This window comes from Streptomyces sp. NRRL WC-3742 (genome assembly GCF_000720635.1).
Lineage (GTDB): Bacteria > Actinomycetota > Actinomycetes > Streptomycetales > Streptomycetaceae > Kitasatospora.
The window spans coordinates 47,552-66,434 of the sequence record NZ_JOCF01000044.1 but is presented as its reverse complement, the minus strand read 5'-3'; the positions used below and the strand labels follow the sequence as shown (position 1 = coordinate 66,434).

At 72.8% G+C, this 18,883-nt stretch carries 23 protein-coding genes and 1 pseudogene; 10 read left to right on the top strand and 14 right to left on the bottom strand.

Annotated elements, in window-relative coordinates; all coding sequences use genetic code 11:
- Positions 1-204: 204 nt before the first annotated feature.
- Positions 205-939 (bottom strand): annotated as a pseudogene (locus IH61_RS0123870) (alpha/beta fold hydrolase); the annotation flags it as partial.
- Positions 940-1,060: 121 nt separating this feature from the next.
- Between IH61_RS0123870 and IH61_RS0123865 the strand changes: the two are divergent.
- The 4 genes from IH61_RS0123865 to IH61_RS0123850 all read left to right on the top strand — a co-directional run bounded on the left by IH61_RS0123865 (position 1,061) and on the right by IH61_RS0123850 (position 4,462).
- Complete coding sequence (locus IH61_RS0123865; protein ID WP_199823371.1) at positions 1,061-1,867, top strand: class I SAM-dependent methyltransferase; 807 nt, start codon at positions 1,061-1,063, stop codon at positions 1,865-1,867.
- A 205-nt stretch (positions 1,868-2,072) separates the two neighbouring features.
- Positions 2,073-2,738, top strand: coding sequence for a DedA family protein (locus IH61_RS0123860; protein WP_031073139.1), 666 nt, complete (start codon positions 2,073-2,075; stop codon positions 2,736-2,738).
- A 104-nt stretch (positions 2,739-2,842) separates the two neighbouring features.
- On the top strand, positions 2,843-3,532 hold the full coding sequence (locus tag IH61_RS0123855) for an O-methyltransferase (RefSeq protein ID WP_031073137.1): 690 nt from the start codon (positions 2,843-2,845) through the stop codon (positions 3,530-3,532).
- Positions 3,533-3,562: 30 nt separating this feature from the next.
- Positions 3,563-4,462 (top strand): Gfo/Idh/MocA family protein, encoded by a 900-nt coding sequence (locus tag IH61_RS0123850; RefSeq protein WP_031073135.1) that lies wholly within the window; start codon positions 3,563-3,565, stop codon positions 4,460-4,462.
- A 502-nt stretch (positions 4,463-4,964) separates the two neighbouring features.
- On the opposite strand, the gene IH61_RS0123840 is transcribed toward IH61_RS0123850, so the two are convergent.
- The 4 genes from IH61_RS0123840 to IH61_RS0123825 all read right to left on the bottom strand — a co-directional run bounded on the left by IH61_RS0123840 (position 4,965) and on the right by IH61_RS0123825 (position 8,339).
- A complete protein-coding gene (locus IH61_RS0123840; RefSeq protein WP_031073132.1) occupies positions 4,965-5,156 on the bottom strand; it encodes a ferredoxin in 192 nt (63 codons plus the stop codon).
- 11 nt (positions 5,157-5,167) lie between these two features.
- The gene (locus tag IH61_RS0123835) at positions 5,168-6,388 is read right to left on the bottom strand and encodes a cytochrome P450 (protein ID WP_031073129.1); all 1,221 of its coding nucleotides are present in this window, start codon (positions 6,386-6,388) and stop codon (positions 5,168-5,170) included.
- A 131-nt stretch (positions 6,389-6,519) separates the two neighbouring features.
- Positions 6,520-7,731, bottom strand: coding sequence for a hypothetical protein (locus IH61_RS0123830; RefSeq protein WP_158845229.1), 1,212 nt, complete (start codon positions 7,729-7,731; stop codon positions 6,520-6,522).
- A gap of 41 nt (positions 7,732-7,772) precedes the next feature.
- Positions 7,773-8,339 (bottom strand): DUF3995 domain-containing protein, encoded by a 567-nt coding sequence (locus tag IH61_RS0123825; RefSeq protein WP_234327309.1) that lies wholly within the window; start codon positions 8,337-8,339, stop codon positions 7,773-7,775.
- A gap of 121 nt (positions 8,340-8,460) precedes the next feature.
- On the opposite strand from IH61_RS0123825, the gene IH61_RS0123820 reads away from it, so the two are divergent.
- Both IH61_RS0123820 and IH61_RS0123815 read left to right on the top strand, forming a co-directional pair.
- Positions 8,461-8,925, top strand: a complete 465-nt coding sequence (locus IH61_RS0123820) for a hypothetical protein (RefSeq protein ID WP_031073124.1) — start codon at positions 8,461-8,463, stop codon at positions 8,923-8,925.
- Positions 8,926-9,102: 177 nt separating this feature from the next.
- Positions 9,103-9,624 (top strand): hypothetical protein, encoded by a 522-nt coding sequence (locus tag IH61_RS0123815; protein ID WP_158845226.1) that lies wholly within the window; start codon positions 9,103-9,105, stop codon positions 9,622-9,624.
- Positions 9,625-9,652: 28 nt separating this feature from the next.
- Here the strand turns inward: IH61_RS0123815 and IH61_RS47810 are convergent, their stop codons facing one another.
- A complete protein-coding gene (locus IH61_RS47810; protein ID WP_199823373.1) occupies positions 9,653-9,997 on the bottom strand; it encodes a hypothetical protein in 345 nt (114 codons plus the stop codon).
- On the opposite strand from IH61_RS47810, the gene IH61_RS0123810 reads away from it, so the two are divergent.
- Positions 9,987-10,844, top strand: coding sequence for an aminoglycoside phosphotransferase family protein (locus IH61_RS0123810; RefSeq protein ID WP_234327308.1), 858 nt, complete (start codon positions 9,987-9,989; stop codon positions 10,842-10,844). The genes IH61_RS47810 and IH61_RS0123810 overlap by 11 nt on opposite strands.
- Before the next feature lie 6 nt (positions 10,845-10,850).
- Here IH61_RS0123810 and IH61_RS0123805 read toward each other — a convergent pair whose 3' ends face one another.
- Entirely contained in the window at positions 10,851-12,116 is a 1,266-nt protein-coding gene (locus tag IH61_RS0123805) for an MFS transporter (RefSeq protein ID WP_063763253.1), read from the bottom strand.
- 222 nt (positions 12,117-12,338) lie between these two features.
- Between IH61_RS0123805 and IH61_RS0123800 the strand changes: the two genes are divergently transcribed.
- Positions 12,339-12,845 (top strand): DUF6624 domain-containing protein, encoded by a 507-nt coding sequence (locus tag IH61_RS0123800; protein WP_031073113.1) that lies wholly within the window; start codon positions 12,339-12,341, stop codon positions 12,843-12,845.
- A 12-nt stretch (positions 12,846-12,857) separates the two neighbouring features.
- Here the strand turns inward: IH61_RS0123800 and IH61_RS0123795 are convergent, their stop codons facing one another.
- The 4 genes from IH61_RS0123795 to IH61_RS43145 form a co-directional block, all read right to left on the bottom strand.
- Entirely contained in the window at positions 12,858-13,778 is a 921-nt protein-coding gene (locus tag IH61_RS0123795) for a CPBP family intramembrane glutamic endopeptidase (protein WP_234327307.1), read from the bottom strand.
- Between the two features lie 132 nt (positions 13,779-13,910).
- Positions 13,911-14,417, bottom strand: a complete 507-nt coding sequence (locus IH61_RS0123790) for a DinB family protein (RefSeq protein WP_031073109.1) — start codon at positions 14,415-14,417, stop codon at positions 13,911-13,913.
- A gap of 51 nt (positions 14,418-14,468) precedes the next feature.
- Positions 14,469-15,005 carry a YrhB domain-containing protein gene (locus IH61_RS0123785; protein WP_031073108.1) on the bottom strand — a complete coding sequence of 179 codons (537 nt, stop codon included), beginning with the start codon at positions 15,003-15,005 and terminating at the stop codon, positions 14,469-14,471.
- Positions 15,006-15,338: 333 nt separating this feature from the next.
- Complete coding sequence (locus IH61_RS43145; RefSeq protein WP_031073105.1) at positions 15,339-16,040, bottom strand: DUF4937 domain-containing protein; 702 nt, start codon at positions 16,038-16,040, stop codon at positions 15,339-15,341.
- A 163-nt stretch (positions 16,041-16,203) separates the two neighbouring features.
- Between IH61_RS43145 and IH61_RS0123775 the strand changes: the two genes are divergently transcribed.
- On the top strand, positions 16,204-16,581 hold the full coding sequence (locus tag IH61_RS0123775) for an SCO4402 family protein (protein ID WP_031073103.1): 378 nt from the start codon (positions 16,204-16,206) through the stop codon (positions 16,579-16,581).
- Positions 16,582-16,585: 4 nt separating this feature from the next.
- Here IH61_RS0123775 and IH61_RS0123770 read toward each other — a convergent pair whose 3' ends face one another.
- The 3 genes from IH61_RS0123770 to IH61_RS43140 form a co-directional block, all read right to left on the bottom strand.
- Complete coding sequence (locus IH61_RS0123770; RefSeq protein ID WP_031073101.1) at positions 16,586-17,122, bottom strand: hypothetical protein; 537 nt, start codon at positions 17,120-17,122, stop codon at positions 16,586-16,588.
- Positions 17,123-17,346: 224 nt separating this feature from the next.
- Positions 17,347-17,538, bottom strand: coding sequence for a hypothetical protein (locus tag IH61_RS0123765; protein ID WP_031073100.1), 192 nt, complete (start codon positions 17,536-17,538; stop codon positions 17,347-17,349).
- Positions 17,539-17,587: 49 nt separating this feature from the next.
- On the bottom strand, positions 17,588-17,950 hold the full coding sequence (locus IH61_RS43140) for a hypothetical protein (protein WP_051837780.1): 363 nt from the start codon (positions 17,948-17,950) through the stop codon (positions 17,588-17,590).
- 107 nt (positions 17,951-18,057) lie between these two features.
- Between IH61_RS43140 and IH61_RS0123755 the strand changes: the two genes are divergently transcribed.
- Positions 18,058-18,882, top strand: coding sequence for a helix-turn-helix domain-containing protein (locus IH61_RS0123755; RefSeq protein ID WP_031073098.1), 825 nt, complete (start codon positions 18,058-18,060; stop codon positions 18,880-18,882).
- Position 18,883: the final 1 nt, after the last annotated feature.

Here is an 18,883-nt window from a genome sequence, read left to right as displayed (position 1 = left end):
CCACCCCACCCACCACCGACACCACCGCCACCCCCTCCCCGCCCCCACCCGACGGCGCCTTCACCCTCGGCTGACCCCCCGCCACGGCCCGGGCACTACGCAAGTAGTGGCACTACTTGCGTAGTGCCCGCCGCGTTTCCGTGCCCGGTGGAGGCCGTAGCGGGACACCCCCTGGTCGCCTGATCGCCGTTCGGGAGAAGTCCGCTACCCGAGTGCGAGCATCGCCTCGGCGACCTCGCCGACCGCCGCGTCCGGGATCGCCGTGGCACCCTCCTCGAGGATCAGCAGCCGGGCTGCGGGGATCTCGCGTGCGACGGCCTCGCCGTTGCCGACCGGGAAGAACCGGTCGCGGCGGCCGTGGACGACGAGCGTGGGGATCCTGATCCCGGGCAACCGTTCGCGCCAGCGGGGTGTGCAGTCGAGTCGGGAGAAGACCGTGCGCAGCTGGTTGGCCGTCTGCACGGCGGGCGCGGTTCCCGGCGTGCGGTCCCAGATGCGGGCGGCGACCGCGCGCGCAGTGACCGGGTCGTCGCCGAGGATCTCCGCGCCCCCGGCGACGAAGTCCGCCACCGCCTCGCGATCCGCCCAGTCGGGCAGCGGGCGTGCGAACACCCGTCCCATCGTCGCCCGGTCGTGCCCGGGAAGGTCGTCGTCCGGCGGCCCGGGGGCCACCGGACGGGTACCGACCAGCGTGAGCGCCGAGAACGCCCCCGGATGGTCGAGCGCGGCCACCTGGGCGACCGTCCCACCCACACCGATCCCCGCGAGGTGCGCGGGCCCGCCGCCGAGCGCGTCGACGAGCGCCGCCGCGTCGGCGGCGAGGCTGCGCAGGGTGTAGCCGGGCGCCTCGGGATCCCCGGTCGTCGACTCCCCGCTGTCCCGCAGGTCGTACCGCACCACCCGGCGCCCGCCGGCGGCGAGGCGCTCGCACAGGAAGTCGGCCGGTTCGACTTCCTGTGCGGCGGAGGGCGGTGCGGGGCGGCGTGGGGCGGTGGGGTGGTGGGGTGCGGGGTGTGAGAATCGGCGGGTCCGGGGTGGCGGTGTGGGAGGAGTGAGGGTGATGGGCGGCGGCGAGGGGTTGGGCCGGGTGGAGGAGACGGCGTTGTGGACGCTGTGGCATCGGGTGGTGGAGGCGCGGCGCGGTGACGGGGTGCTGCGGGATCCGGTGGCGGTGGAGTTGGTGGGGCGGATCGACTTTCCGTTCGAGGAGCGGTTCGGGAGCACCGGGTGGGTGAGTCAGTTGCAGGCGCTGCGGGCGGGCTGCTTCGACCGGGAGGTGACGGACTTCCTGCGCCGGTGTCCGCGCGGGACGGTGGTGGGGCTCGGGGACGGGTTGGAGACGCAGGCGTGGCGGGTGGACAACGGGCGGGCGCGCTGGTTGTCGGTGGATCTGCCGGAGGCGGCGCGGTTGCGGGAGCGGTTGTTGCCGTCGGACGGGCGGCGGCGGGTGTTGGCGTGTTCGGCGACGGATCTTCGGTGGATGGACGAGGTGGACGCCGGTAACGGTGTGATGATCAGCGCGCAGGGGCTGCTGATGTACCTGCGGCCGACCGAGGTGCGGGAGCTGATCGCCGCCTGTGCGGAGCGGTTCCCGGGTGGGGAGATGGTGCTGGATGCCGTGCCGCGCTGGTTCAGCGCGCGGGCGACGGCCGGGAAGCTGCGGGACAGGTACTACGAGGCGCCGCCGATGCCCTTCGGCATGGACGCGGACGAGCGCGGCAAGCTCGCCACCGCCCACCCGGGCGTGACCGGGGTGCGCGAGGTGTACCCGGAGGGCGGGCGCGGGCCGGTGCGCGCCCTGCTGCCGCTGGCGCGGAGGGTGCACCGGAGGCCGTCCGTGGTCGCACTGCGTTTTGCCGAATCTTGAACAAAGACCGCCCGACCTGGAACCATGGCCATGCACCGCACGTCGTAACCACGGGTGATCGGCCAGGGGGACGGGCCTGCCCGGCGCGTTAGGCTGCCCCTCGGGGGAGGCGGCCTGGGTGCCGTCATCGGAGAGAACCGTCGGGACCGCGGCGGCGCCGCCGCGCGCCGCTCGACTGTCCCGTCCTGCCACGGAGGGACTGGCCTTGCACATCGACACCTGGATCGAGAGCGTTCCACCGACTGCGGTGTACGCCCTGGTCGGGCTGATCATCATGATCGAGTCGCTGGGCATCCCGCTGCCCGGCGAGATCGCGCTGGTCACGGCGTCGCTGATGGCGGTCAAGGGCGTGGTGACCCCGTGGGGCGTCGCGGGCGTCGCGATCGCGGGCGCGATCATCGGCGACTCGATCGGCTACTCGATCGGGCGCAAGGGCGGGAAGCCGCTGTTCGAGAAGCTGGGGAGGAAGTTCCCCAAGCACTTCGGGCCGTCGCACCTGGCCACGGCCGAGCGCTCGTTCCAGAAGTGGGGCATGTGGGCCGTCTTCTTCGGCCGCTTCATCGCCCTGCTGCGCATCTTCGCCGGTCCGCTGGCCGGTGCGCTGAAGATGCCGTACTGGAAGTTCCTGATCGCCAACGTGCTGGGCGGCGTGGTCTGGGCCGGTGGTACGACGCTGCTCGTCTACAAGGTGGGCAAGAGCATCGAGCCGTGGCTGGCGCGCTTCTCCTGGGCGGGGCTCGCGGCGGCGGTCGTGGTCGGCCTCACCTCGGCGTGGATCATGAAGCGCCGGGCCGCGAAGACCCACGCCAGGATCGAGGCGGAGGAGGCGGCCGCCGCTGCTGCCGCCGCCAAGGCCGGCGTGGCGGAGTGACCGGAGGCACGGGAACGATCTTCCGGATGTGACGGAGGGTGGTCGTCGGGCCCCGGGTAGCATCGGCGGGTAAGCTCCCCGATCCTGTCCAGCTGGAGGGCCCGATGACGCACCCGAACGAGCAGTCACCGCAGGACGTCTGGGACGCGGTGGACGACTACTTCTCCGAGCAACTCGTCGGGCACGACCCCGTGTTGGAGGCGGCCACCGCCGATGCCGCCGCGGCCGGACTGCCCGAGATCGCGGTGGCCCCGAACCAGGGCAAGCTGCTGCACCTGCTGGCGCTGACGCAGGGTGCGCGCCGCATCCTGGAGGTCGGCACGCTCGGCGGGTACAGCGCGATCTGGCTGGCCCGGGCGCTGCCCGAGGACGGCGCGCTGATCACCCTGGAGCTGGACCCGAAGCACGCCGAGGTGGCGCGCGGGAACCTGGCGCGCGCGGGGCTGGGGAAGGTGGCGGAGGTACGGGTCGGGCCCGCCGCGGACTCGCTGGCCGCGCTGGTCGAGGACGCCGTGGAGCCCTTCGACCTGGTGTTCATCGACGCGGACAAGCCGAGCAACCCCGAGTACTTCCGCCGGGCGCTGGAGCTGACCCGTCCGGGCTCGCTGATCATCGTCGACAACGTGGTGCGCGGCGGCCGGGTCGCCGACGCGGACTCCACCGACCCCTCGGTGGTCGGCACCCGCGCGCTGCACGCGCTGCTGGCGGCGGAGCCGAGGGTCAGCGCGACCTCGGTGCAGACGGTCGGCAGCAAGGGGTACGACGGGTTCACGCTGGCCCGCGTCCAGGGCTGAGCCCCGAGGAAATCGGAAGAAGGAGACGTCGTGCGCATCGGACTGCTGGGAACCGGCCCCTGGGCGGACCGGGTGCACGCGCCCGTCCTGGCCGAGCACAAGGGGCTGGAGTTCGCCGGCGTCTGGGGCCGCCGCCCGGAGGCTGCCGAGGCCCTGGGCGCGGCGTACGGCGTCCCCGGGTACGCGGACCTCGACGAGCTGCTCGCCGGGGTGGACGCCGTGTCGATCGCCCTGCCGCCGTCCGTGCAGCCCGGACTCGCGGTGAGGGCCGCCGAGGCCGGCTGCCACCTGCTGCTGGACAAGCCGGTGGCGCTGACGGTGCCGGACGCCCGCTCCGTCGCGGAGGCCGTCCGGCACGGGAACGTCGCCTCGGTGGTGTTCTTCACCGTCCGCTTCGGCGGCGACCAGATCCCGTGGATCGAGCGGCAGGCGGCGCTGGGCGGCTGGTTCACCGGGCGCTCGGACTGGCTCGGCTCGGTGTTCGCGCCCGGCAGCGCCAGCCCGTACGCGGACTCGCCGTGGCGGCGGGACAAGGGCGCGCTGTGGGACGTGGGCCCGCACGCGCTGTCCGTGCTGCTGCCGGTGCTCGGCGACGCGACGCGGGTGACGGCGGTGGCCGGGCCGCTGGACACCGTCCACCTGGTGCTGCGTCACGCGGGCGGCGCGTCCAGCACGCTGGCGCTGAGCCTGACGGCGCCGGTGGCGGGCGGCGGCACCGGCATGGAGATCCGCGGCGAGCACGGCGTGGCGCACCTGCCGGAGCGCGGCGAGGGCCCGGTCGCGGCCCTGCACCGGGCGCTGGACGCGCTCACCGCCTCGGCGGCGAGCGGGCAACCGCACGCCTGCGACGCGGAGTTCGGGCTGCGGGTGGTCGAGATCCTGGCCGCCGCCGAGGAGTCGCTCACCGCGGGGGCGTCCGTCGACGTCTGAGCCGTCGATTTTCGCCGGAGGCCGTGACACACCCCCTCGCGTGGGGTATCCCCGTAAGAAGTGCACGGGGGTGCTTCGGACGTACGGGGGAATCGATGGTGGGTTCGGTGCGGTTAGCGGCCGCGGGGGCGGTCCTCTTCCTGGGGGGCTTGTTCTGGGGCTGCTTCTCGACGGTCGAGGTGAAGGGCGGGGCCTGCGGGTCGGTGTTTGTCTACGAGGAGAAACACACGGCGGAGTCGGCCAGCAGCAACAGTCGGACCTCCACCTACACGTACGAGCCTGAGGGGTGCCCCGTCGCACGCGGGGAGCGCGAGGTACCGGTGGTTCTGGTGATGATCGTGGGTGCGGCGGTCGCGAGTGCCGGCGTGGCCGAGCGGGTCGCGGCACCGTACCGACGGCGCCGCGCCGAGCGGCCCGCGGAGCCGAGTCGCCCCTCGGGCCCGCCGGAGGCCCCGCGCGGCGGCAGTGCGCGGTTCGATCCGAGGGTCCCGCCGTCCACGTCCTAACCCGGGAGCCTGATCGCCTGCACCGGGCAGGCCAGGGCCGCCTCCCGTACCGCCGGGTCGTGCGGGTCGGGGGTGGCACCGGGGAGGAGGCGGACGAGGCCGTCCTCGTCCTGGGTGAAGACCTCGGGGGCGTTGCGGGTGCACTGGGCCGCGCCGATGCAGCGGTCGGGGGAGAGGTGGACGGGCATGCGGGAGGTCCCTACCAGGTGACGGGCAGGGTGGAGACGCTGCCCTGGAGGACGTACGGGGGGTTGGCGCGGATCCGGTCGGCGGGGACGGCCAGGCGCAGGCCGGGTGCGCGGCGCAGGAGGGTGGCGAGGGCGGTCTCGATGACGGCGCGGGCGAGGTTCTGTCCCACGCACTGGTGGACGCCGTAGCCGAAGGCGACGTGGCGCCCGGCGCGGCGGGTGAGGTCGAGGGTGTCCGGGTCGGGCCAGGCGGCCGGGTCGCGGTTCATCAGCATGGTGGAGATCAGTACGCCCTCGCCCGCGCGGACGGTGTGCCCGGCGATCTCGAGGTCCGCGACGGCGATCCGGGGGAGGACGTCGGCGACGGAGGTGTAGCGCGTCAACTCGTCGACGGCGCCCGGGAGGAGGGTGGGGTCCTCGCGCAGGAGGCCGAGCTGGTCGGGGTGTTGGAGGAGCGCGAGGACGGCGGCGGCGACGGTGCTGGAGGTGGTGTCGTCTCCGCCGGTGAGCAGGATGGCGCAGAGCAGGGTGAGCTGGTCGCGGTCCATCTCGGTGTCCGCGCCCAGCAGTTCGGCGATCAGGCCGGGTTGGTGCTCCTCGCGGTCGAGCACCTGGCGCAGCCGCTCCAGGACCTCGGTGAAGTTCTGCGGCGCGTCCGCGGATTCGGCCTCGTCGGCCGGGCAGAGCACCCGGCGGGTGCGTTCGGCGATGTGGCGGCCGTCCTCCGGGGGGACGCCGAGGAGGGCGAAGCCGGCGGCGCAGGCGAGGGGGAGGGTGTAGTCGGCGACGAGGTCGGCGCGCCGGTCGTGGGCGGTGAGCATGGCGTCGAGGAGCTGTTCGGCGGTGCGCTCGATCTCCGGGCGCATGGCGGCGATGCGGCGGATGCCGTAGCCGGGGATCACCAGCCGCCGCTGGTGGGCGTGTTCGGGGTCGTCGACGCCGCTGAGCGGCGGGGTGAAGCCGTTCTCGGACTGGGTGGCGAGCTGCGGGGAGAGGGTGGGGAAGCCGGGGCGGCGGACGTCGACGGACAGGCGGGCGTCGAGCAGCAGCGCCCGGCCCTCCTCGCTGCCGGAGACCAGCCAGGCGGTGCTGCCGTCGTGCAGGGTGACACGGGACAACGGGCCTGCGGCGCGCAGGAGTTCGTAGCCGTCGGGCATCCGGTACGGGCAGCCGCGGGCCATCGGGAAGGCGGGGGCGCCGGGCCGGGCGGTACGGGTGTCAGGGGGTGTCACGAGGGTCCTCACCTTCCGCCGGACGGGGCGGTCGGTCCATGATGCCAGATTCTTCGTGGGGGAACGGCGCATGGTTGGATCGGCAAGATGCCCTCACGCAAAGAGGATTGACGTATCGTCAGCTCGTCATCTCACAGGCCGGGCGAAGCGGCGCTCCCCGGGTCGCTCCCGCCGCCGTCCACGCTCGGGCGCCGGTCGGTGGGACGGGCCGGCGGGATGACCGGGGCGCGGAAGTCGCGCGGGCCGGTCCACAGCGCGGGGACGGCGTCGCTGCGGCGCGCCAGCTCGTACGCCACGGACTCGTAGTTGACGCGCCAGCCGTTGAAGTGCCGCCAGCCGTCCTCGACCGGCCGCTCCCGGGGGAAGCCGGCGGCGGTAACCATGGCGACGGCGCCCAGGTACTCGGCGTAGGTGAGGCGGATCGGGGCGGTCGGGTCCGGGTCCGGGTCAAAGTCGATGCGCAGCGAGCGGGCGATGTCGCGCATCGCGGTGAAGCCCGCGCGGATGACCAGCCGGGCCTCGGGCGGGGCCGAGCGCGGGCACAGGGCGAGGTGGAGGGCGGCGGCGTCCATGACGGCGATCAGGCCGACCACCCAGCTGCGGTTGGGCTGCGGGGAGCGGAAGGAGAGCAGCACCGGGTAGTTGGAGTGGCTCTCGCCGATGTCGGCGGCCAGGCGCTCCCAGTCGCGGTAGAGCTGGGGCAGCGCGGTCTCGGTGTCGACCAGGGACTGGCGGGCGAGCAGCTCGGGGCCCCAGGCGGGCTCGCCGGCCCGGGACTGCAGCAGCGTCACCTCGGTCTCGCGGCGCTGGTAGGCGGCGTAGAGGGTCGGCAGGTAGGAGATCTGCAGGGCGATCACCAGCGGTCCGCTGGCGGCGGCCAGGAAGTCGATCGCGGACAGCTGCAGCCGCTCGCCGCTGGCGTAGCCGAGGGTGAAGAGGCTGGAGCCGGCCTCCCGTATGGCCACCGTCCAGGGCAGGTCCGAGGTGCCGTGCAGGAGCAGCGTGTAGGCGACGAGCATTCCGCTGAGCCACACCCCGAGCATGCCGACCAGGACGAACGGGGCGAGCCAGGTCAGCGCGCGGTCCTGCGCCCGGTAGGTGCCGAAGGGCGCGGCCGAGACCCGCAGCACCGTGCGCAGCACCGTCCAGAGCCGGTTGACCAGTGCCGAGTAGAGCCCGCGCGGGACGACCAGGGTGCGCAGGATGCTGCCGACCACCAGTAGGAGCAGCAGCAGGCCGAGCAGGGTGTGGATCATCCTCATGCGGACATTGTGGCGGTCGGGGCGGGTGGTGCGGCGCGCGGCGAGGCCCGGGGGCGGGGTGGCGGCGGCCGGTATGACCATGATCACATGACGCGACGACGCACGTCCCGGCCGATGATGCGTCAGCCGATGCCCCCCAGCAGCATCGCCGCCGACAGCCCCAGCGCCCCGAACCCGCCGACCGCCCCCGCGATCGCGCAGGTCCGCCGCTGCGCCACCAGGCGCAGGTGCAGCCGCGCGGCCAGGACGAAGCAGACCCCGCCCAGTACGAACCACGGCCCCCACAGGAAGGTGTACCAGCGGCTCACCGGCACCAGCTCCGGTGCGATGTGCAGCACCCCGCTCTGCACGAGCAGCCCCTCCACCACGAACAGCCCGCCGTGCCAGACCAGCAGCACCCCCGCGCCCCAGCCCGCCAGTTGGAGCAGGTGGTCCGGCCGCCGGCCCCGGCTGCGCAGCAGGGCGATCCCCAGCACCGCGCCCACGAGCTTGAGCACGCCCGTCACCCACAGCACCACCAGGAACCAGGTCACCCGGTCCTCCGCCAGCTTCACCAGCGAGGGCGAGACCGTGGTCGAGGCGCCGCCCGTACCGCCCAGCGCCCAGTAGAAGCTCGGCGCTGCGAAGAGCACCCCCCATGCCGCCGCCGCGTACCCGGGCCACCCGCTCGTCCACCGTGCTGCCGTCACGTCCACCAGCATGCGCGAGAGGCCCGGAGGCGGCCATCCTCCGCGCGGCGGAGCGGCTCCCCCGGCCGGGGGAGCGGCGGCCCGCGCGGAGGTCGAACACGTGGTCGCTACCCTGGCCCGCATGACCGAGAACCTGATCAACCAGTACCGCCAGGCCGTACAGCCGCTGTTGGAGCAGGGGGAGCGGCTGCTGGACGTCGCGACGGTGACCCCGGTGGCCGGGGCGAGCGGCGTCGGCGACGGGGCAGGGGCGGCGATCGGCAACAAGCTGGCGAGGATCGGTGCGGTCTCGGGCGGGCACGGCAGCATCGCGAGCGGCTTCCCGGCCTCGGACGGCGTGCCGACCCGCAGGCTCCTGGTGGTGACCGACCGGCGCGCGGCCGTCGTCATCGTCCCGATCGACATCCGCAAGCCGTCCCGACTGGTGTGGCACGCGCCCCGGCACCTGGTCCAGCGGGTGGAACGCCGGCCCCGGCTCCAGCTGATGGCGCGCTTCCGCCTCCACTTCGCGGACGGGTCGGCGGTCGCGCTGATGACCATGCGCCGACGTACCGTCGAGGCCCTCGCCGACCAGCTCGGGAGGTAGGGCCGGCGGTGTTGCCGTGCGGCTCTGTTGCTGTGCCGCAAGCCCGCCCCGGTCCGTGGATTCGGGGCGGGTACGAACACTTTCGGGCGAACCGATCCGTTGAACCGTCTACTACCGGGGTGGTTCGGCGTTCTCCTGGCACGAGCTCCACTCCTGCACGCAACTGGAAGCCGCCGCATGCCCGTTCGCTCTCACGGAGGGGTGGCGACCGCCGTCGCCGTCGCCACCCTGCTCCTCCCGCTCGTCGCCCCCGCCGCTGCCTCCGGGACTGCCTCCGGGGCCCCCGCCGCCGCCTCGGAGTCGGCGTACACCCTGCGCAACGTCCACACCGGGACGTGCCTGCACCACACCGTCGGCACCAGCCAGATGGGCCTGGAGGCGTGCGGGCCGGCCGCCGGGCAGCGGTGGGAGCTGCACGTGGAGGGCGTGGCCACCAACGTCGCCGCGTACGACCCGGACGAGGGGTTCCGGGGCTGCGTGACCGTCGGCGACTTCTGGAACGCCCGCTTCGGCCCGTGCCGCACCAGCGAGGCGGCGTGGACCTTCAGCGCCGCGCCCGGGAGCCGGACCCGGATCAGGTCCGAGTCCGGGCTCAACGGCAACGACCTCTACCTGACGGAGGCCCAGCCCGGGAACGTCGCGGCCCGGCCGGGTGGCGACGGCGCCTCGGCGGACTGGATCGTGACGCAGGTGCCGTGATGCAGGTGCCGTGATGCCGCTGCCGTGATCAGGCGGCGGGGTCGCGCCGCCACGGGGTGAGGGCGACGTCGGTGGCGGTGCGCAGCGCGGCGAGCGGGCTGAGCAGGTCGGTGCGCTCCGCGGCCGCGACGAGCGCGCGGAGCAGGACCGGTGGGAGCCGGGTGGACGGAGACCAGCCGCCCGGGCGCGGCGCGTCCCCGAACTGCTCGACCGGGTACGGGAGTCGGCGGCCGAGGACCGGAAACCGGTCGACACCCGGGGGTGCGAGCGGCTGTGATGGCCGGGAGCGCCCGCCGGACGGGGTGGGCCCAGCGGGTCGGGAGTTGCCTGTGGCGGGTGGGAGTGGTGAGGGCCTTCGGCCGGTGATTGACACCGCGCTGGTGCGGCGCCTGGTCGACGCGCAGTTCCCGCAGTGGGCGGGGCTGCCGCTCGCGCTCGTCGACCCGGCCGGGTCGGACCACGTGATCCACCGGCTGGGCGACGGCCTGTCCGTCCGGCTGCCCCGGCACGGGGACGCCGTCGGGCAGGCGCGGAAGGAGGCCCTGTGGCTTCCCCGGCTGGCGCCGCGGCTGCCGCTGGCCGTGCCCGTCCCGGCGGGGGCGGGGGAGCCGGGCTTCGGGTACCCGTGGCCGTGGTCCGTCTCGCGGTGGCTCGGCGGGGAGGTGGCGACGGTCGGGGGCCTGGCCGATTCGTCCGTGGTGGCCGGGCAGCTGGCGGAGTTCCTGACGGCGCTGCAGGGGGCCGCGGTCGGGGACGCCGAGCTCTCCGCCGAGCTGTCCGGTGCGTCCTTGATCGAACGGGACGCCGCGACCCGGGCCGCCATCGCGCAGGTCGGCGGTACCTTCGACGCGGCCGCCATGACCGAGGTGTGGGACGCGGCGCTGGCCGCCCCCGGATGGTCGCGCCCGCCCGTCTGGTTCCACGGCGACCTCCACACCGGCAACCTGCTGACCGTCGACGGGCGCCTCAGCGCCGTCATCGACTTCGGCGAACTCGGCGTCGGCGACCCGGCCTGCGACCTCACCGTCGCCTTCACCCTGCTGTCCGCCCGCACCCGGGCGCTGTTCCGTACGGCCCTGGGCGTCGACGACGCCACCTGGGCGCGGGGCCGCGGCTGGGCCCTGGCCACCGGACTGAACGCCTACGTCCACCACGCCGCCGTGAACCCCCGGGTCGCCGCGCAGACCACCCGGCAGATCACCTCGGCGCTCGCCGGCTGATGCTGATCAGGGTGTGGCGCTCCGGGGCCCGGCTTGTCGGCCTTCCCGGGGCTGCTCCGCCGCGCGGCCGCGCTCGCCCCAGGCCGCGAGCGGCGGCCCCGCCACGCCCAGGCCCGCGAAGAACAGGCCGAGCAGCAGCCACCCCGGGTGCCCGAGCGCCAGGACGCCCCCGGTCAGGACGAGCGGCGCCAGCGCCTGGCCCGCTTCGAAGCCGATGCCGAGGAGGCCCTGGTACTGCCCCTGCGCGTGGTCGGGCGCCAGCCCGTAACCGAGGGCGTACCCGCCGGAGGACTCCCACACCTCCCCGACGCTGTGCACGCACACCGCGAGGACGGCGAGCACCGGCGCCACCCAGGTGGGGACGTCGGCCGTCAGCGCCATCAGCGGGCAGCTGACCAGGAACAGCAGCCCCCCGATGCGCAGCGCCCGCCCGCCCTGCCGGGGCGTCTCCACCGTCGAGCCGATCCGGCTCTGGAGCAGCACGCACACCCCGCTGTTGACCGCGTAGACCGCCGCAACCGTCCAACGCGGCGCGTCGGTGTGGGAGGTGAGCCAGAACGGCAGGAGCAGGGAGACGCTCTGGTAGTGCAGGCCCATCGCGCTGTAGAGCGCCACGAAGGACACGTACGGCCGGTCCGCCAGCACCGTCCACTGCCGGTGCCCCTCGGGCCGGGGCAGCGGCGCGTGGTTCGGGACGGCGGCGAGAGTGATCAGTGCGGCGACGGCGAAGCTCGCGGCGTTGGCGAGGATCAGCACCGTGTACGCGGGCCGGGTGTTGATCTGCACCGCGAAGGCCGCGCCCAGCGTGCCCACGACCACGCCGAGGTTGCCGAACGTCCGCAGCCTGGCCCGGAACGCCGCCGGCCGGTCCCCGGCGGCCCGGGCGACCAGCGCCCCGCCCGCGGCGTTGCTCGCCGTGGCGGCCAGCCGGTCCAGGGTGGCGACGACGGTGAACGCGAGCCAGCTGTCGATGGTCACGAAGGCCGCCATGGTGACGGCCTGGACGCAGAGGCCGACCATCCATACCGGCCGCGCCCCGAACCGGTCCGCGAGGTTCCCCGCCGGCAGCCCGGCCGCCAGCCCGCAGAGCCCGGCGATCGTCAGCCCGGCCCCGACCTGGGCGGCGGGGAGGTGCACGACGAGGGTGAAGTAGAGGACGGAGGCGGTGTTGAAGAGCCCGTTGCCCACCCGGTTGACGAAGATGGCGGCGATCAGCGCACGCTGGTGGCCGTGCGTCGTCGCGCCGACCGAATTCCGTTTCCCCGACCCCACTTGATCATGTCGAGCAGGTTAACAGGACGCCTACGACCGGTCGTCTGTCAGGGTTGTGTTCTCCGGGGCCGGCTTCAGTATCCCAGCATCCGGACGGGCCTGTCACCGTTCCTGAGCAGGAGATTCCGTGGTGCTCGGCGCACCTAGGGTTTCCGTTGGACCGGCATGGACCGGCATGGGCTGGCATGGACCGGCATGGACCGACGGGGAACGGAGTGCGGGATGGCATCGGAGATCGCGGCGTTGGCCCGGGAGTTGACCGGCATGGCCGAGGCCGACCACCGGGGTGCGCGGATGGCGAACAGCGAGGACCCGGCGGAGCAGCTGGAGTGGCGGCGGCTCACTACGCGGCACGCGGACCGGCTCAACGAGCTGATGGACGCCCACGGTTGGCCCACCGCCGACCTGGTCGGCGAGGAGGCGGCCCGGGCAGCATGGCTGATCGCGCAGCACGCCGACCGCCAACTCGACGTCCAGCGGCGGGCGTTGAGGCTCATGGAGGAGGAGGCCGCAGGGGGCCACGTCAGCCCCCGCGACGTGGCCTTCCTGCGCGACCGCACCCTCGTCAACGAAGGCCGCCCGCAGATCTACGGCACGCAGATCGCCGGGGTGCGCGACGGCGCGCCGGTCCCGTGGCCCTGCGAGGAGCCCGAGCGGATGGACGAGCGCAGGGCGGAGGTCGGCATCCCGCCGTTCGACGAGTACGTGGCCCGGTTCGCTGCCCCCTGAGGCCCGGACCCGCTACCCCCGGCCGTAGCGGGACGGCCGCAGCCGGCCGGTGCGCGCCAGGAAGGTGACGAACGCGCCGAGGACGATCCAGCCCGGCCAGCCGCCGAGACCCATGGTGAGCGGGTCCAACTCGGCGTCCGGGTCGGCGAATTCCCTGACCATCGACACGCTCATGCTGCTCGCGAAGGTGTGCGCCAGTACGGCCGGAACCACCGACCCCGACCGCAGCCGCAGCCACGTGAAGACCGGCAGGACCAGCGCGCAGCTCACCACGAACGCGGGCACCGCCACGTACCAGGGCCGCCCCGGATACTGGCCGCCCATCAGCAGCGGCGGCAGGTGCCAGAGCGCGAAGGCCGTACCGGTGAGCAGGTACGCGCGGACCGGCGTCGCCGTGCCTGTCTCGCCGTTCTCCAGCCGCACCAGCCGGGGGAGGAGGAAGCCCTGCCAGCCGAGCTCCTCCCCGAAGAACAGCGGGAGTGACACCGCCATCCCGATCACCCCCTGCACCGCCCAGGACCCGACCGACCCCGCGTCCAGCGCCCCGAACCCGGCGAACGGGTAGCTGCCCGCCAGCGCGCCGAGTGCCAACAGCGCGGCCGTCAGCCCGGCGAGGACCCCGAGCGGCAGCAGACAGTCCCACAGCGCGCGGCCCCAGGGCCGGGGCCAACGCAACGCGAGCGCCTCCCTCACGCCGTCGCCGCGCTCGACGAAACGGACCACGAACAGTGCCGCCAGCGCCGGGGTGAGCATCGCGGCGCCGATGCACACCTGCTCGAGGGTTCCGACCTCCTCCCGGGCATCGGCCCGCCGGTAGCCGTCGGCGAGCAGCGGCGCCATGGCCGCCCACATCCCGGCGTAGGCGAGGACCAGGTAGACCAACAGGCCGCGCCGACGGGCGGCTTGCGGCGGTGTTTGCGTCATCGTTGTCATGCCGATGACGCTACGGACGCGAAGGATGCCCCGGAACCGAGTGCACTGCCGGTGGGAAGGTGCAGTTTCCTGGCTGTCCGGCGGCCCACCGGACGTGCTAGGCGGGCCGCTGCTGCTCGCTGCTGCTCGCCGCTACTCGCCGGTGCTTCCGTCGACGAGCTCGCGCAGCAGGTCCGCGTGCCCGTTGTGGCGCGCGTACTCCTCGATCATGTGCGTGAGGATGTAGCGGAGCGAGAACGTCTCCTCCCGCCACCGGATCGGGTCGTCCAGCGACCCGGCGGCCTCGACGATCTCCCGCGACCGCGCGCACGCCTCCTCCCAGATGCGGAACGCCTCCTCGGGATCCGCGTCGTCGACGTCGAACTCGGCGAACGCCCCCTCCTCCCGACGCGGCCAGAACGCCGGGACGCCCTCCCCGTTCACCACGTTCCGGAACCAGCTGCGCTCGACCTCGGCCTCGTGCCGGATCAACCCGAGCAACGACAGCCCCGACGGCGGAACGGCCCGCCGCCGCAACTGCTCCGGAGAGAGCCCGGCGCACTTCCAGGCCAGGGTCTCGCGCTGGTAGTCGAGAAAGGCGACCAGCGACGTACGATCGTCGGCCAGCCGCGGGGGTTCGGTCCTCTTGGGATCATCCATCGGCCCATCATGCCGAGCCCGCTCCGCAGCGGACGACCCGATTTCCCGGGCCTACTGGACCGGTCCGGCCAGCGTCTCGATGACCGGGCGCCGGAACAGCTCTTCCGCCCGGGTGAGTTCCGCCAACTCCTCCGACGGCTCGCCCCCACCCCGGACGGCGGCCACGTACGCCTGCGCCTGCTCCGGGCTCAACCGCGGCGCCCGCCTCCGCAGGTGGTGCATGGCGGCCACGGCCCCGTCCGACTCGACCAGCGCCCGGATTTCACGGGCGACCGGGTCCCGCGACCTGTCCCCCCGAACCTGCCGGAGGTAGAGCTCCTCCCAGTCCCTGCTCATCCACGTGGTGGTGGGAATGTGGTGGATGCTCCCGTCCAGCCCGTCCACCAGGTACGGGCCGCTGCCGATCAGCATGTGGTGGCGGTCGCGGGTCCGCGCGTACTCCGCCGAGTTCCAGAAGACGGCCCAGCCGAACTCGTGCTTCTTCACGGACACCACAGCCAACTCGCAGCGCGACGCCGATGCCCAGGTCGGCTGCTCCTTCGCGAGCTGGGCCTCGACGAGCTCGACGGCACGTTCCCTGGAGATCATGCTCCCCATCGTTCACCACGGGTCAACCGGGTCTCCGGCTCGGGGTGGACGTGACTGGCGCGGAGCCGGCGGAACCCGGGGTGCTGATCAGGCCAGGGTGACGATGAGGTCGTCGGCGTCCCGGGCGCACCGCCGGGCCCCGGGAGGAGGGCGCCTCGGCGAGCCACGGCCGATCGGCCGTCTCGACGATCCGGGAGAGGTGTTCGACCGCCAGGGTCCTCCGCCCGGATGCTCTGGCTACTCCGGCGCGGAAGTCCGCTGTGGGTGCCACTCGATGGCGAATTCGTCGTTTCCTGCGACGCGCTGCGCGTGCTCTGCGGCTTCGTCGTGGATTCAGGCTGGACGCGCTGTAGGTCGCCGCCGGTCCCTGCTCGGCAGGTTCCCTGCGGACGGCGCCGTGACGTGCCAGGCCGGTTCGAGGGGGAGTACGTGGCCGGTCATGGAGTGGAGGTCGTTCTGGAGGGTGGCGCGGGAGAGCAGGGCCGGGAGGTGGTGGGTCGTGTAGCGCTGGTGGGCGGTGGGGTCGGACCAGAGGGTGGTGACGAGGTAGCGGTGCGGCTCGAGGTGGGTGACGACCCCGGCCAGCATGCCTCCGGCGGCGGCCATGCCCGGTGCCCACACGGTGCGCTGGACGTCGAGGAAGTGGTCGTCGCGGCCGGGCAGGAGGCGACAGTCGGCGACGCGGAGGAGGGTGGCGCGTTCGAGGGCCCGGGGGAGGGCGCGGGGGAGGGAGTCGCCCGCGTCGCCGGCCATGTCGAGGACGACCTCGCCGGTGGAGACGTCGATCGCGGTGTAGGTGGTGCTCTGCTGGTTGGCGGCGGTCACGGTGTCGTGGCGCTCGCGCATGAAGCGGCGGTAGGCGCCCTCGTCGGCCCAGAGGGCCAGCAGGTGCGCACGGCCGGTGGCCGCGTCCCAGCCGCCCACCTGCCCGACCAGGCCCGGCTGGTCGCTCATCGTCGACCAGGCGCTCTGGGCCGAGGAGAATCGCTCCCGGGCATCCGCCGGTACGCTGAAGCCGATCCACTTGCCCCACATGTGCTGCCTGCCTCCCCGTCGTGCCGATCCCGACGAACCATGATCGATCGGGAACCCCGATGAACGTCAATCGGTCCACAGCCGCAGCCGGTTGGGACCATCGGACTACGGCTTGAGACGTAGCCCGGGCCGGACACGGAGGATCGAGGGATAGCCTCGGCTCGTGATCGATCACGGTGTCGCTCTTCCGTACTACCGCATGCACGTGGTGCCTGCGGTCGTGGCGTTGGCCAGTCCGACCCGGCAGCGGGAGGTGTGGCTCGACCCGGGTGAGTTCGAAGATCTCGACCACGTCGTGCATGTGCTCTTCGACGACTTCTGCGATGCGGACGATCCGCACCCCTGGCTGGGGCAGAGCCTCCGGACCGAGGAGGAGGTCGAGTTGATGGCTCGCCTCGGCGCTGCCTACGGCGTGGTGCAGGAGGCGGTCGGTGCCGATGCCGCCGACGAGGTCTACCTGGATTCGCCCGCCTGGCCTGCCGTGGTGGCGGCGGCAGGCCGGTTGGCGCAGGTGATGGCGGCGAACGACCACGCGGCGTGAGCCGTCACGGGCCCGAAAGCTCCTCGAAGGCGCCCAGGTTGATCAGGTCCACCCGGCGCTCCAGCTCGTTCCACCTGACCTGCTTCCGCGCGGCCCGGTAGTAGTTGCCGTACGTCACGAGGTCGCCGTACGCCCCGGCCTCGCGTATGCGGTCCGGCTGGCCGAAGGCGGCCAGCATCTGGTCGTAGGTGGTCAGGTGGGCGAAGTGGGAGAGGTGCGAGCCGGAGATCGCGAAGCCGACGACTCTGCCCGTCTGGACCTTGTAGGCGAGCTGGTCGCCGCAGTGCAGGAAGCCGTCCGCCTCGGTGGTGGCGGCGACGACGTCCTCGAGGGTCATCGGCCGGTTGTCGGAGTCGAAGTACTCGCCGTCGAGGCCGATGCCGTCCCAGTGCCGGGCGACGGTGGGGAACTGGGCGGAGACGATTCTGTGGATCGGGACGCCGGTGGCCGGTGCTCCCAGGGCGACGCCGGCCATCTGGACGGTCTCGAGGTCGATGAGTGGCTGGGTCAGCAGGCCCATGTCGGTGAGGATTTCGATCACGGGCAGAGTGTAGGGGCGGCGGGGCTCAGGGATTGGTGAACTCCTGCTGGCACCTGAGGACTTCGGTGACGTGCGCCTCGGAGTACCGGGGCGCTGGATCAGTTAACGGTCAGCCGTTCCGTTCGCGCCTCGTCCAGCGGCCGTACCGGCGGCGCCGCCTCCGCCAGGTAGTGACCGTGCGCGCCGCCCCGGGCCCACCCCGGGGCGGCGCGTGTTTGTGGGGGTCAGGAGAGGGTGCGCAGGTGGGACTCGGCGGCGGAGCGGGTGTAGAAGCGGCGGATGCGGTCGGGGGAGGTCGGGGCGCGGAGGTAGTCGTGGCGGGTGAGGTCCCAGATGCCCCAGCACTCGAGGAGGACGAAGTGGGGGCTGCGGGAGTCGATGAGGCGGACCTCGTAGGGGGCCGAGGGCGTGGTCACGGCGACTCCGGCGGGGTGGGGAAGTAGCGGGGGGTGTCGGTGGTGGTGGTCATCGTCGGGTGGCCACCTGGATGAAGCCGGCGGCCTTCTCGACGCGGTGGGAGAACTCGTTGAACTCGCCCTCGATGGGGGAGATCGTCGACCTGTGGGGGATGAGGATCGCCCCGGCGCGGCGGTCGAGGACGCGCTGGAGGGCGGCCTGGAGCATGGGGCGGGACTGGGGTCCGCGCAGGTCGGCCTCGTCGTCGACGACGATGAGGGAGACGTCCCACTTGAAGGACTTGGCGTAGGACTCGCACATGCGCAACTCGCGCTCGGGGAACGCGGAGTTGGACTTGGCGAGGTAGATCACCGCCTGGAAGGGCGTGGGGGTCTCGACTCGCGGGGCGTGGGTGGACTTCGGGGCGCTCACGGATCGCTCCTCTCCGTAGTGAACTGACTACCGGGAGCGCCCACTTTGGGCTAAGCTCGGGAATCGTTCAACTTGCCTGCGCTAGAAGTGGAACCAGGTGATCTTCCTTGAACCGTAAGGAACTTGATCCGACGTCATCCCCGCGCGAGTCGTTCGGCTCGCTCCTTCGCAGCTCACGCGAGGCGTTGGGCATGACCCAGCAGGAACTGGGCGCCAAGATGGGGTACTCGGACAGCTACATCTCCGCCGTGGAAACAGGCCGCAAATCCACCAGCTTGAAGTTCGTGAGGGCCGCCGACAAGGCGCTCGGGACGGGCCAGACGTTGGAGTTGATGTGGGTGGGGATGCGGCGGAAGGGGTTCTTGGAGGGCTTCCCCGAGCATGCCGCGCAGGAAGCGCGTGCGGCGACGATCAGGATCTTTGAACCGAACCTCATTCCAGGGCTCTTTCAAACCAAGGCTTACGCCGCCGCGAGAGAGGCGGCGGCAGTGCGGCGAGGAAGCAGCACGCAAGACCAGGCAGACGAGCGCGTGAGGTTCCTCGTCACGCGGCAGCGGTTGTTCAAGCGAGCCGAACCGCCGGTGATCCATGCGGTCATAGACGAGAGCGGCATCCGCCGCCCGGTTGGTGGCGCCGCGATCATGCGGGAGCAGCTCGACTACTTGGTTGAGATGGCGAGCAGGGATCACGTGATCTTCCAGGTGGCCCCTTTCAGCCTGGCTGAGCACGCCCCATTCCGGTCTGTGGTCACGCTGCTGACGTTCGCCGACCGCTCCGTGGTCGGGTACACGGAGTCGGCGGATCAGGGCTACGTCGTGCGGGACGACAAGACTGTCAGGATGTGGGAAAGGGCCTACGATCGGTTGCAGTCGGAAGTGCCGACGGGAGCAGCCGCCGTCGACCTGCTTCACAGGGTCCGGAAGGAACTTTGAT